At 61.6% G+C, this 13,395-nt stretch carries 9 protein-coding genes and 1 pseudogene; 7 read left to right on the top strand and 3 right to left on the bottom strand.

What is annotated here, in order from left to right; translation table 11 throughout:
- Positions 1–493: 493 nt before the first annotated feature.
- Positions 494–1,546, bottom strand: coding sequence for a 2,3-butanediol dehydrogenase (locus tag NVV99_RS08910; RefSeq protein ID WP_024102207.1), 1,053 nt, complete (start codon positions 1,544–1,546; stop codon positions 494–496).
- A gap of 1,079 nt (positions 1,547–2,625) precedes the next feature.
- Here NVV99_RS08910 and NVV99_RS08905 point away from each other — a divergent pair.
- The 7 genes from NVV99_RS08905 (at position 2,626) to lipA (ending at position 12,158) form a co-directional block, all read left to right on the top strand.
- Positions 2,626–3,393 carry an acetoin reductase gene (locus NVV99_RS08905; RefSeq protein WP_024102208.1) on the top strand — a complete coding sequence of 256 codons (768 nt, stop codon included), beginning with the start codon at positions 2,626–2,628 and terminating at the stop codon, positions 3,391–3,393.
- 207 nt (positions 3,394–3,600) lie between these two features.
- Complete coding sequence (locus NVV99_RS08900) at positions 3,601–4,797, top strand: GAF domain-containing protein (RefSeq protein WP_080678506.1); 1,197 nt, start codon at positions 3,601–3,603, stop codon at positions 4,795–4,797.
- A gap of 1,271 nt (positions 4,798–6,068) precedes the next feature.
- Positions 6,069–7,034, top strand: coding sequence for a thiamine pyrophosphate-dependent dehydrogenase E1 component subunit alpha (locus NVV99_RS08895; RefSeq protein WP_024102210.1), 966 nt, complete (start codon positions 6,069–6,071; stop codon positions 7,032–7,034).
- Between the two features lie 13 nt (positions 7,035–7,047).
- The gene (locus tag NVV99_RS08890; RefSeq protein ID WP_271038927.1) at positions 7,048–8,079 is read left to right on the top strand and encodes an alpha-ketoacid dehydrogenase subunit beta; all 1,032 of its coding nucleotides are present in this window, start codon (positions 7,048–7,050) and stop codon (positions 8,077–8,079) included.
- Between the two features lies 1 nt (position 8,080).
- Positions 8,081–9,631 carry a 2-oxo acid dehydrogenase subunit E2 gene (locus NVV99_RS08885; RefSeq protein ID WP_024102212.1) on the top strand — a complete coding sequence of 517 codons (1,551 nt, stop codon included), beginning with the start codon at positions 8,081–8,083 and terminating at the stop codon, positions 9,629–9,631.
- 10 nt (positions 9,632–9,641) lie between these two features.
- Positions 9,642–11,042 carry a dihydrolipoyl dehydrogenase gene (gene lpdA / locus NVV99_RS08880; protein ID WP_024102213.1) on the top strand — a complete coding sequence of 467 codons (1,401 nt, stop codon included), beginning with the start codon at positions 9,642–9,644 and terminating at the stop codon, positions 11,040–11,042.
- Positions 11,043–11,114: 72 nt separating this feature from the next.
- Positions 11,115–12,158 (top strand): lipoyl synthase, encoded by a 1,044-nt coding sequence (lipA, locus tag NVV99_RS08875; RefSeq protein ID WP_024102214.1) that lies wholly within the window; start codon positions 11,115–11,117, stop codon positions 12,156–12,158.
- Positions 12,159–12,447: 289 nt separating this feature from the next.
- Here the strand turns inward: lipA and NVV99_RS08870 are convergent.
- Both NVV99_RS08870 and NVV99_RS08865 read right to left on the bottom strand, forming a co-directional pair.
- Positions 12,448–12,871 (bottom strand): annotated as a pseudogene (locus NVV99_RS08870) (hypothetical protein); the annotation flags it as partial.
- 214 nt (positions 12,872–13,085) lie between these two features.
- Complete coding sequence (locus NVV99_RS08865) at positions 13,086–13,289, bottom strand: hypothetical protein (RefSeq protein WP_024102215.1); 204 nt, start codon at positions 13,287–13,289, stop codon at positions 13,086–13,088.
- Positions 13,290–13,395 lie beyond the last annotated feature (106 nt).

Below are 13,395 nucleotides of genomic sequence, written 5' to 3'. Positions count from 1 at the left end.
CGGCCTTCATTCGCAAGGTCCACAACGTACGCGGCCAGTGGCGGTCCACTCCTCGGCTCCAGTCGATGCAGACCATCCTCGGCGCCCCGCGGTTCACCGGCTGCCCAGACCACCATGCAGATCATTACCGCCGCGACCGCACGGCACCACGGCGGCGAGAACTCCGCCGTAGCAACGACTCGCGGTGGCGTTCGTTGCGTAGCAGGTCCGAACGCATGTGCGGAATGGGGTCCGAGTGCCCCACCCCCACAACTTTCGGGCGGGGCGTCACTCCCTATCTGAGTCTGTCCGGGTGTCAGCGGCTGCGGTCGCCGACCGTCCCATGCTCGCCGGAGACTGCGTTCCAGCCGAACTACCGTTTCACGAGGGCCTACATCATCGGTTCAACCCGCGCCAGCTCGGCAAAACACACATCACAGATCGTTGACGAAGCCCGGGGATACCTCCGGGGCCATTCCCGGCTGTTCCTTCAATGCTCTCTGGACGGCGACTTCTACATATCATCGGAGGGGTCGACAAGAACTTTCATCTTCCGGCCCGCATGCAGTGCCTCGAATCCCTCGTTGATCACATCATCGATTCTGACTGTGGTGACCCACCCTGTGGTGTCGTAGACACCTTGCGCCATGAACGCAATAACGGCTTCGAAGTCGGTGGATGTGTAGCACAGCGAGCCCTGGATCCGAGATTCGTTCATTACCAGGTTCAGTAGCGGTACGGTCAACGGCTTTTCGTAGATGGCGACGCTGATGGTCGGTCGCCGTGCACCGACACTCGCAGTCGCAGCCTCGATTGCCGACTTCACACCCGCTGCGTCAAATGCGGCATCTGCTCCACGGCCGCCCGTGACGTCGGTGACGAACGCAGACACGTCAACCTGGGTCGGGTCAAGGGTATGGGCGCCCAACGCCTCGATTGCAGTGCGGCGAGTCGGCGACGGTTCCGCGACAAATACCGACTCGAGCCCCATGCCTCGCAGCGCGAACCACAGTCCGATACCAATGGGCCCGGCGCCGAAGATTATCGCCGTGTCGCCGGGCCCGACGTCACCGAGTGCCGCAGCGTGATACGCGACTGCCATCGGCTCGACCAGTGCACCGAGTTCGAGTGAGACGTTGTCGGGCAGTCGATGCAACATATTGACCGGCACGATGGTGTACTCCGCCATACCGCCGTCGGACATCAGGCCATGGAAGCCGATCTGCTGACACACGTTGTACGTTCCGGCCCGACAGGGCGCACAGCGCCCGCATCGGTAGATCGGCTCGATCGCCACTCGGTCGCCTGGGACATAGCCGGTGACGCCCGCGCCGACCTCAATGATGGTCCCGGCGAACTCATGGCCCATCGTCAGCGGCAGTTCCCGACCGGTCAGCGGATGCGGCTCGGTCGGGACGAAGATCGGGCCTGCATAGTATTCATGCAGGTCAGTACCACAAATTCCGTTGAAACCTACCTTCACCTTGACCGTGCCCGGTCCAGGTTGCGGTTCAGGAACGTCAGCGATTTCCAGTTTGTTGGGTCCGTAGTAGACAGCAGCTTTCATACCTCAAGTAGTAGTGACTCACGACACATTCTGAAAGAGTTGCAGCGCGTTGCAACCGATATCCAAGTTGTTACCCCGCGGGGGTGCATGAGGCTCGACAGAAGCCATGGACAAGTGCCGCGAATTTGAAGACACGTCGCAGCACTCGACGTGAAACCCGCGCGCCGCGCTGAAACCGTCTCATTACCAATGCCTCGACACGTCCGCTTGCATCGATCCCCTCACGGCCTTGCAGGAGATCGCCCCCGCGTGCTCCTCCAGTCCTCGCGTATCTGCACGTCTGTACCTGTGCAGACCGGCGCCTCGAGAACGAAGCGCAGAATCATCACCCCCACTGGGCTTTCCGATGATTGGATTCTGCAGTAACCTCGTACCCCGGGTCGGCGAATCCCTGTCACCGGCCCGAGAAATCACCGCCCCCCTCTGCGCGGTGGCCGCAGCCCTACCGCAGCATCCCCTGTGCTCGGTAGGGCTGCTTCACTTCTTCACCAAGACCGTCTCTCGAGGTACGCACAACGAACTGACCTTCCCAGTAGGTGACCGAGCGATGTGTGCACGTGAACCCCACACGTCGAATCGGACAAGAGCGCCGAGTACGCCGAACCGCGATCAGGCAACCGGACGGTTCTCCCGAGTCACAGTCGACGCTCAGGCCGTTGGAGACGTCACGGCCCATTCCATTACTGGGCGACGATGGCTGCTCAACTGCCGCCGTACGGATGCAACGCTGTGCAACTCTGTACTCCTTCCCCCACCTCCGATAGGAATACTTGCACCATCGCGGAGACCTCAGGAGGACATCAGGAGGCATCGATGCACACAGCTGCACTATCGCCGGCGAAAGATGGCGGTGCCCGGCGACGCCGGCCGACACTCAGCGAGCCGGAAACCGCAGCGAGTGCATCTCAGGTACTGACGTTCACAGCTTCCCCTCGGCCATCTCCATCCTCGCCGAGCCACACTCACGGCGTGCGGCCGACAGGCACAGTGTCAGTCGGGCGGCACGTAACCACGGCTTCGAGAACGCTCCGCATGAGCAGCCGGATAAAGGCAACTGCCGAATCTCAGGAAGGACCAACATGACCGTCGCACTCGTCACAGGAGGCGGACAGGGAATCGGCCGCGGCATCGCACTGCGCCTAGCCCGGGACGGACACGATATTGCGCTCGTCGACGTGAACGAGGCCAACATGCAGTCGGTTGCCGCCGAGATTCGTGGGATCGGCAGAAAGGAAACCACATTCGTTGCCGATGTCAGCGACCGTAATGCCGTGTTCGCGGCAGTGAACCATGTGCACGAAACTCTCGGCGGTCTCGACGTTATGGTCAATAATGCTGGTATCGCGCAGGTTGCTCCGATCGCGGATGTTCGCCCTGCGGATCTGCAGAAGATCTGGGCGGTCAATGTTGATGGCGTACTGTGGGGGATCCAGGCTGCAGCAGAAAGATTCAAGTCGGAGGGGCGTAAAGGCAAGATCATCAACGCGTCCTCGATCGCTGGACATGATGGTTTCGCGATGCTCGGTGTCTATAGTGCAACGAAGTTTGCGGTTCGCGCCTTGACGCAGGCTGCAGCCAAAGAATATGCGGCGTACGGGATCACCGTGAACGCGTACTGCCCCGGAGTTGTCGGTACCGACATGTGGGTGACCATCGACGAGCGTTTCGCCGAACTGACCGGCGCTGCGAAGGGCGAGACCTACCAGAAATTTGTCGGCGGCATTGCGCTCGGAAGAGCCCAGACGCCGGAGGACGTAGCCGCGTTCGTATCGTATCTTGCCGGTCCTGATTCGGATTACGTGACCGGTCAGGCACCTCTGATCGACGGCGGTCTTCTTTATCGCTGAGCAGCCTCCTTGTACCGATGTATACGATCGAGCACGATGACGCGACTCGCGAATGCCGAGCGCCCGCATGATCTACCCAGATCGGCACAATGAGGGAACGTTTCACACCATACGACCAGTAATCGTCCGTCCCATGACGTCTGAGCAGCCCACCGGTTCGACTACGGATCTGGAATACAACCTCCCCGGTGAGCTGGAGGTATATGTATGACCAGTTCGACTCATCAGCGACTCCTGGCTGTCGATTTCGGAACCGACCTCGCGCGGCATGCGCGAGTCCTGAATCGGGTACGCGACGCCGTACTTTCCGGACAGCAACCACCTATGCCGCCACGCGAAGTCGTCGCCCGGTCGTGGTCACGATTACAGACAGTGGGCGTCAGCCCCGCACGGTGTGAGGATATCGTCGTCGTAGAGTGCGCAGATCTCGAGTCTCGTCGCACACGAACGCCTCTTCGCGCGGTTCTTCCGGAACTTCGGAGCACGTTGACCACGGTGGCGGGCGAGGCAAATTTCGTCGTCGTACTTGCCGACGCTGACGGAGTCGTGTTGTGGCGGGAAGGTTCCCACTCCGTCTGCAGGCGAGCTGACGCTCTCGGTTTCGTAGAGGGTGCCCAATGGTCAGAACGCGTTGTCGGCACCAACTCCGTTGGCACTGCGTTGATCGAGAGAGCACCGGTACAACTGTTCTCGGCCGAACACTATGCACGGTCGCACAATGACTGGTCGTGTACCGGGTCACCGGTACACGATCCACGGACTGGTGACATACTCGGCGTGATCGATATCAGCGGTTCGGCAATGTCGATCCATCCCGCCACCATGGCTCTCGTGCAGACGGCGGTGAGATTGGTGGAGTCGATATTATGGCGTGAACACATCACCCAAATTGAGAAGCTCCGCGCGAAGGTGGCCCCAGTGCTTGCCACCGTCGGCGGGCCAGCACTCGTCTTGGACCGGCACGGTTGGGTTGTCGAGTCGGTCGGGATCGGTGTTCCTGAACGGTTGGCACCTCCGTGTGCGGAAAAACCCTTGCTGGTACCAGGTCTTGGTTTGTGCGTTCCCGAGCCACTCAGTGAGGGATGGTTAGTGCGCCGTAGGCAGGACGGACCGACGATCGAACTCGAACTCGATCTCGGTGCCCAACCCCGGGCTACGGTGCGCGGAGACGTGGATTGGACACGTGCCCTGTCACCGCGACATGCGCAGATTCTGCGGGTGCTCGCGAGCGCCGGACCTACGGGGATCGATGCCGCCACAATGAGCGAAGTCCTGTTCGGGGACCGTGATCACGTGGTCGCAGTCCGTGCCGAGATTTCTCGACTACGAAGGAGTCTGGGGCCGGTTCTGACCACTCACCCATACAGATTCGCGCAGGACGTCACGGTTCGAACCCTCGACTGAGCTCATCCTTCTCCTGCCCTGCAGTACGTCGACGTGCACGCATGCGCGCTTTGGTATTCACGCATCGTCGAACCCGCTTCGAAACTCTCGCTGCCGGCTGGACCTGAACGACCTCGGGTGACCCAGGAACGCAGCGAGTGCGCGGTCGGCAAGACCGTGTAGTTGTCATGGTCCCCGCGATCGGTAGCCTCGAAACTGTACCCGATCCCAACTCGGTCGATACGCGCTCGGTGACCGATCGGATCCGAGTCTCCCCACCTGAAGAGCACCTTGGCCTGGTTGTCGACTATCACCGCGGTCGCGTCCCGCACCCGCTCTGCCGTGGCCGTATAGACCACGCGAACCTGTTCTCACGGCGCTGCAGCCATCCAGTTCCCCACGACAACCAGATCGCCTAATTCCTCTGTCCAACAATTGCTTCTGCGTCTTCAGGTGCACGCCAGTGCACGCTACGACGAACAGACCACTACTCCCCATCACATCCCGAGGATTACTGCACGACTTTGCGAACCCCTGGAGTTCGAACTCCTGGAATATCTCTGAGGCCTTCACAAAGCCCTAAGCTTGATTCCGACATCGTGGGTTCGGCCTGCAACCTCACGGACTCAGGCGGTCGTTCTCACGGAGGCGATCGTCTGGAGTCGGCCATCGACCGTTCCGCGTTCGAGCTGAATCCCCAGCTCGAACGGTCCCCTCCTCGTATCGAGACCGGACGAGAGGCGTTGGGGTCGATCACTTCTGCGGACCGACGTCATGCACCGACCGGATCGCCGCTCGCCACTTCCCATGAGTCCCACCATACGCAGCGTATCCCTACCTCCACCCATGAAGTCGCCTGGACGGTGCCTCGGCCCGATCCACTCCACCTTCGATGGTTTCTGCGTCCGGAGACTGCTGGGATGCACAGACTGCACGCTGCTCGAACCTCGAGATTCGACCGATCGTAGAACGTGAATCCAGCCGAGAATCGGGTTCGTCGGGTGCGCACGTACCTCAGTCCGGGATTCGACGTCGACTTCGGCAACCCCTTGTGATGTTCGGAATACCGAACATCACAAAGACCACGCACCTTCTGCGAAATGTTCGGGACGTGCCCGCTCATACCCGTCACCCCGGCCACGACTGCAATCAACTGCAATGTTGAGGGAACGCCACGTTCTCCTTACATTCGTGATCCGGGTAACACAAGCTGCTGCGCCAGAAGAGATCGCAGCCCCGTAATCGCTTGGGGTCCAGTGATAGTGGCCCGATGCTGGAGACAGAGGAGAACAATGGCGCTGACGAAAAGTGCACTTTTGAGCGCGTACCGGAAGATGACCGAGATCCGAGCGTTCGAAGACCGGTTGCACGAGGAGAACGCTACGGGTGACATTCCTGGATTCATCCACCTGTACTCGGGCCAGGAGGCGATTGCTGTCGGGGTGTGCGAGAACCTGAACGACACCGACTACATTGGATCGACACACCGCGGCCACGGTCACTGCATTGCCAAGGGATGCGACCTCAACGGGATGATGGCCGAAATCTTCGGGAAGAACGACGGTTTGTGTCATGGAAAAGGTGGGTCGATGCACATTGCCGACCTCTCGGTCGGCATGCTCGGCGCAAACGCGATCGTCGGAGGCGCTCCCTCGCTCGCGATCGGCGCTGCGCTGAGCGCTAAGACCCTCGGCAATGGCGGCGTTGCGGCCTCGTTCACCGGCGACGGTGGATCCAATCAGGGAACCGTATTCGAGGCGATGAACATGGCGGTCGTGCTCGAGTTGCCGATCGTGTTCGTCATCGAGAACAACGGATTCGGTGAGGCCACCGGACGGGACTACGCGGTCGGTGCTCCGAGCATCGCGGGACGAGCAGCTTCGTTCGGAATGCCGTCGACCACAGTCGATGGTACCGACTTCTTCGAGGTCTACGACGCGACGTACGAGGCCGTCGAGCGCGCTCGAAGAGGAGGTGGACCGTCCACCATCGAGGCGACGGCACACCGCTGGCACGGTCACTTCGAGGGCGATGCGCAGCTGTACCGGACCGCCGACCAGGTCGCCGAGCTCCGCAAGAATCAGGATCCTTTGATGAAGTTCCGTGCGAAGGTCATCGGCAAGAAAGTCACCGCGAAAGAGCTCGATGCGATCGACGCCGAGGCTCGTGAACGGGTCGACGTCGCTGTTGCGAAGGCCCGAGCTGCCGAGTACCCGCCGCAGGAGAGCCTGCTGTCGGACGTTTACGTGTCGTACTGAGAGAGAGAACGAAATGGCCATGTCGAAGACGACATATCGCGAAGCGATCAAAGCTGCACTTGCCCAGGAGATGCAACGGGATGCGACGGTCGTGCAGATCGGTGAGGATCTGCGCGGCGGTCAGGCCGGCACCAATCCGGAACTCGAATCCGGGAAGGTGGAGGCTTTCGGCGGTGTGCTGGGGGTGACGAAGGGTCTGTGGACCGAGTTCGGTTCCGACCGTGTCATCGACACCCCGATTACTGAGTCCGCGATCATCGGGATGGCAGCCGGTGCAGCTCTGACCGGGCTCCGCCCGGTCGCCGAGTTGATGTTCATGGACTTCTTCGGAGTTTGTTACGACGCGCTCTACAACCAGGCCGCGAAGTTTCGGTACATGTTCGGCGGCAAGGCCCGCACCCCCCTTGTCGTACGAGGGATGATCGGTGCCGGTTTCTCCGCTGCCGCCCAACACTCACAATCACCGTACAACGTATTCGCCGCTGTTCCGGGCCTGAAGGTTGTCGCTCCATCGAACGCGTACGACGCCAAAGGCCTGCTGATCCAGTCGATTCGCGACGATGATCCGGTCGTGTTCTGTGAACACAAGACACTCTACGACGTCAAGGGCGAGGTTCCGGACGAGCCGTACACGATCCCGTTCGGTGTCGCCAACTACACCCGCGAAGGCACAGACGTCACGATCATTGCCCTATCGGCGATGGTGAACGCTGCCAACACCGCCGCGGACAAGCTGGCCGCCGAGGGAGTTTCCGTCGAGGTCGTCGACCCCCGCACGGTGTCGCCCCTCGACGAGGAAGGCATCCTAGAATCTGTCGACTCCACCGGCCGAGTAGTGATCGTCGACGAGTCCGCGGCGCGCTGCGGGTTCGGTCACGACGTCGCCGCGCTGATCGCAACGCGTGCGTTCGGATCACTGAAGGCACCGATCGAACTGGTCACCCCGCCGCACACCCCGGTGCCGTTCTCTCCCGTTCTCGAACAAGCGTGGCTGCCCGACGCCGCTCGGATCGAAGCTGCCGTCCGCAAGGTCGTGAGTGCTTGATATGAGTGAGATCAAACTGATCGAAGTTCCCAAGTGGGGTCTGTCCATGGAGGAAGGCACCGTAACTGAATGGCTGGTCGAGGAGGGAGCATCCTTTTCGAAGGGCGACTTGATCTGCGAGATCGAGACCAGCAAGATCGCCAACCAGCTGGAAGCACCGTTCAACGGCGTGCTTCGACGGATCGTCGCCAAGCCGGGTGAGACGTTGCCGGTCGGTGCGGTACTGGCGGTGTCTGCCGAGGCTGCAGTCTCCGACGCCGAGATCGAGGAGTTCCTTGCCGCTATCGGCGCAGACCAAGTGCCGACGCCGGCCGAGGCGGGCGGGTCACCGGGCGGGCATCCCGCCCCTGCGCAACCGACGCTCGAGAGCAGCCCACCGTCTCCGGCGGCCCACGAATCGGTGCCTGTGACCGAGACGACCAACGGATCCCGTCAGCGTCCTGGTTCCACGATCGTTCCCGAGGCTTTGCAAGGGCGGACGAACGGTGACGTGTTCGCGACTCCCCACGCCCGCCGGTTGGCAGACGATTTGTCGATCGACCTGGCCCGTGTGGCTGGGACCGGCCGGGAGGGCCGGATCTCCGTTGCCGACATCCACGACACGATTCGCGCAGCCGGTGGAACCGTTGCTCCTCCGGTGTCGCCCGTGCGGTCAGGTGTACCGGGACGATCGTTCGAGGACGACAGCACCGTCCCAGCCACCCCCGTGGCCCGCCGTCTGGCAGCGTCTCTCGGGATCAATCTGCACGACTGCCGTGCTACCGGTTCAAGGGGCAGGGTGTGTGAGTCCGACGTCCGCGAGGCAGAACGCCGATTCCGGCTGCAACCGGAAGTCGGTGCAGCTCCTGAACCCGCCGCAGAGGCGGAGTTCGAGACGATTCCGTTCACGACGATGCGTAAAGCAATCGGGCAGCGGTTGCAACAGTCGAAGCGCAACGCCCCGCACTTTCGGCTCACCACCGATCTACAGATCGATGATCTCCTTGCTCTGAGGAAAGAGATCAATGCGACCGTTCCGGCCGTCAAGCTGTCGGTCAACGATTTCATCGTCAAGGCGTGTGCTGCGGCGCTGCAGAAGGTGCCCGACGTCAACATTCAGTTCGATGAGGCAACACAGTCGGTGCTGCGCTATGCGCGCGCCGACATCTCGGTGGCTGTCGCATTGCCGTCGGGTCTGATCACCCCGATCGTGCGCAATGCCGACGGCAAGACTCTCGCCGAGATCTCCGGGGAGGTGCAATCGCTGGTGACCAAGGCCAAGACCGGGAAGCTGACTGCCGACGAGTTCCAAGGTGGCACCTTCACAGTGTCCAACCTAGGCATGTTCGATGTGCGGAAATTCGACGCGATCATCAACCCACCGCAGGGCGCCATCCTCGCGGTCGGTGCCGGCCAGGAGCGTCCCGTCGTCGTCGACGGCCAGGTCGTTGCCCGTACGATGCTCACCGTCACGCTCTCGTGTGATCATCGAGTGATCGACGGCGCGCTCGGCGCGGCCTTCCTGCGCGAACTCCGACGTTTCGTCGAGTCACCCGCGCTGATGCTGGTCTGAGAGGTACACCATGACAGAGAAATACGACGTCCTCGTCGTCGGCAGCGGACCGGGTGGTTATGTTGCGGCCATCCGCGCCGCGCAGCACGGTTTGCGCACCGCGATCGTCGAACGGGACCGGCTCGGAGGGATCTGCCTGAACTGGGGATGCATTCCCACCAAGGCCTTGCTGCACGGCGCCGATGTCGCCCACACGTTGGTGAATCTCCAGCCCCTCGGGTTCAGCACCAGTAGTGTGGAATTCGATATGGGACGCCTCGTCGAGTTCAGCAGGTCGGTGTCCGGACGACTGTCCGACGGTATCGGGTACCTGATGAAGAAGAACGACATCGATGTCGTCGAAGGAGCGGCGCGATTGCTCGACAAGGGCGTCGTCGCAGTGACGACAGCAGACGAGACGGTGTCCGAATACCGGGCCGACCACGTGATCCTGGCAACCGGAGCCCGGCCGCGTCCGGTTCCCGGCGTCATTCCCGACGGCGACCGCATCTGGACATACTTCGACGCTCTCGTCCCGACGGATCTGCCGAAATCATTGTTGGTCATCGGCTCTGGCGCAGTCGGCGTCGAATTCGCGAGCTTGTACAAGGATCTCGGCACCGACGTCACCCTCGTAGAGATGGCGCCGCAGATCATGCCGGTGGAGGACTTCGCTGTCGCAAGCCACGTACGGCGTCAGTTCGAGCAACGAGGTATCAAGATTCACACCGGCGCCTCGGTATCCGAACTGGCAGCCGGTCCGGATACTGTCACCGTTACCGTGCAGTCGACCGCCGGAACCGTCGATGAACTCACTGTGGACAGGGTGCTCGTCGCAGCCGGCATCCAGGGCAACGTCGAGGATCTCGGCCTCACAGAACTTGGCATCGAGGTCGAACACGGTTTCATCACCACCGATCAGTGGTGTCGCACCAGCGCATTCGGGGTATACGCGATCGGCGACGTGGCAGGCGCACCTTGTCTCGCCCACAAGGCGAGCCACGAGGCTGTGCTTTGCGTGGATAAGCTTGCAGGTGTGCAGCACGTCCGGCCGTTGGACCGGGACTACGTTCCGGGCTGTACGTACGCGAGGCCGCAGGTCGCCAGCCTCGGTCTCACCGAAGAGCAAGCGCGGGCGACCGGGCGTCGCCTGCAAGTCGGGCAATTCGATCTGCAAGCATCCGGAAAGGCACTCGCTATCGGTGAAGCCGACGGCTTCGTGAAAACGATCTTCGACGCCGACAGCGGTGAACTTCTCGGTGCCCATATGGTCGGCCCGGACGTCACCGAGCAGATTCAGGGCTTCGGTATCGCCCGAGCCCTGGAGGCAACTGCCGACGATCTCGCCGAAGTCGTCTTCGCACACCCGACACTGTCTGAAGCAATGCACGAATCGGTCCTGTCCGCGCTAGGCCGTCCGATCAACATGTAGTGACTCTCGCCGAACCGTGGACTTTCGTGGACCGCGGTTCGGCGGGAACCTCACCCAGGAATGGAACGCCACGTGAATGCCGCACCCGGAAGACCACTCGAGGCGTCGGCCCCGACAGACCGCAAACTGCTCCGGCTGGAAGTCCGCAACGCTCAGACCCCCATCGAACGCAAACCGAACTGGATCAAGACCCGCGTCAGGATGGGCCCCGAATACACCGAACTCGAGAGCCTGGTCCAACGCCAAGGACTGCACACGGTGTGTGCCGAAGCCGGCTGTCCCAACATCTTCGAGTGCTGGGAAGACCGCGAAGCCACGTTCCTGATCGGGGGGCAGCAGTGCACGCGCCGTTGCGACTTCTGCCAGATCGAGACCGGCAAACCCACCGACCTCGACCGGGACGAGCCCCGCCGCGTTGCCGAGTCCGTGCGGACGATGGGACTCCGGTATTCCACCATCACCGGTGTCGCTCGCGACGACCTGCCCGACGGCGGAGCCTGGCTATACGCCGAAACCGTGCGACAAATCCACGCTTTCAGCCCCGGAAGCGGCGTCGAGAATCTCATCCCCGATTTTGGGGGCAAACCCCACCTCCTGGCCGAAGTGTTCGAATCTCGTCCCGAGGTGCTTGCCCACAATGTCGAGACCGTACCGCGGCTCTTCAAGCGTATCCGGCCCGCGTTTGACTACGATCGATCCCTCGGCGTGCTTACAGCGGCCCGCAAGTTCGGTCTGATCACCAAGTCGAACCTGATCCTCGGCCTGGGCGAGACCCCTCGCGAAGTGCAGCAGACGATGCTCGACCTACACGATGCCGGCTGTGACATCCTTACCATCACTCAGTACCTGCGACCTTCGCCGCGGCACCATCCAGTCGAGCGCTGGGTACAGCCCGAAGAATTTCTCGAACACTCCAGATTCGCAGAGGAAATCGGTTTCGCAGGTGTCCTGGCTGGACCCCTCGTCCGTTCCTCGTATCGTGCCGGACGCCTCTACGCCCAAGCCATGTCCCACCATCGCCGTGAGCTCGAGACTCCCCCCATGCACCTCGGAGCAGCTCATCCGGCCACAAACCCCACCCACGGAGTCCACCCTCGTCGACGACCACATCATTGAAGGCAGTCGTCGCCAATCGGCATCATCAACCCCTTTCGCCTTCAGTACAGGAGTCCTTTGATGAACACGGTGGTAAGCAAATTGTTCGCTACCCCTATCTCGTGGTTGCTGGCCGTCCCAATCGTGTTGCTCGACCGCCTGATGTCTCCGGAAATGACCGATGGACCGGTCTGTAATACACGCTCTGCGCGGCGGCACTGCACCGACCGCTACGAATCCACTTGACGACTCCTCACCTCACCGAACGATTCTCATCGGTTACGCGGCCGAATCCGCGAACACCGGAACTTCACAGTCCTTTCCTTATTACTGCAACGACAGTTTGATGCCTGCGAGCGAAGTGACATCGCGTTCGCGCCTGATGGACGCGCCGCCATAACGACCAACGCCGGAGGCGTGCGGGCGAATGACGGATCGAATGGACAATTCGGTTGAACAGTTGCTGTATCTCGCTGACAGAGAAAGAATCTGAGGTCGATACCGACCCTCGGCCGTGAACCCGGTGCGGCAACCCGGTTCGAGGCCGGTTGGGCAGTCCTTTTTCCATACCGCGGTGCAAGATCGTCAGGAAGACGATCGCGGCCATGGACGGGTGATGTTCCGGTACCAGGGGGTGTATCCCCGAACCTGGTAATGGTCGAGGCCAGTCTCGTTTTCGCGCTCCGGAAGCACTCCTCGATCGCCGAGCGACCGCCTGCCACTCGAACGAGCTCGACGAGTCCGTCAGCGGTCTTGACCTGAGGAAGAGCGGCCGGTGCCTGCTGTGCGGCCGGCGTAGGCGTCGATCGGATCGGACTTGCCGAACCGTCGCTGTGAGTTCCTACCTGGGCCTGAGGATGTCGCAAATCTTTACGTCGTGTGTCCTCAGGTACCGGCCCCGTATGAACTGGCGCCTTCGATGCCAACGAGTCGAACACTGTCTAGCGATCAGATGTAGCCGAGGAGTTGTTCGTAGCTGGTGGAGGTCGCAGGGACCGAGAAGTCACCGAGTCGGGTGCCGGTGATGCCGAGAACCGCGACGTAATGGATGTCGGAGTGCGTGTCGACTCCGGCAACGACAGCGCCGCCGCCGGCCGCGAACGGATCAGTTCGTGGACAAGTCCTGCGGGCGCCGACCACCTGCAGAGTCACACATCGACGACGAAGGCCTTCTATCATCGACGTCACCTGTTCCTACATCAATCCCGACCACATTCGCTCAATTGCAGTCTTGTACCCGCCTCGCGGCACAAAGGTG

The sequence above is a fragment of the Rhodococcus sp. PAE-6 genome (genome assembly GCF_025290685.1).
In the GTDB taxonomy this organism is placed as follows: Bacteria; Actinomycetota; Actinomycetes; order Mycobacteriales; family Mycobacteriaceae; genus Rhodococcus; species Rhodococcus pyridinivorans.
Note: the sequence above shows the minus strand (reverse complement) of the source record. Positions and strands in the feature narration are given on the sequence as shown.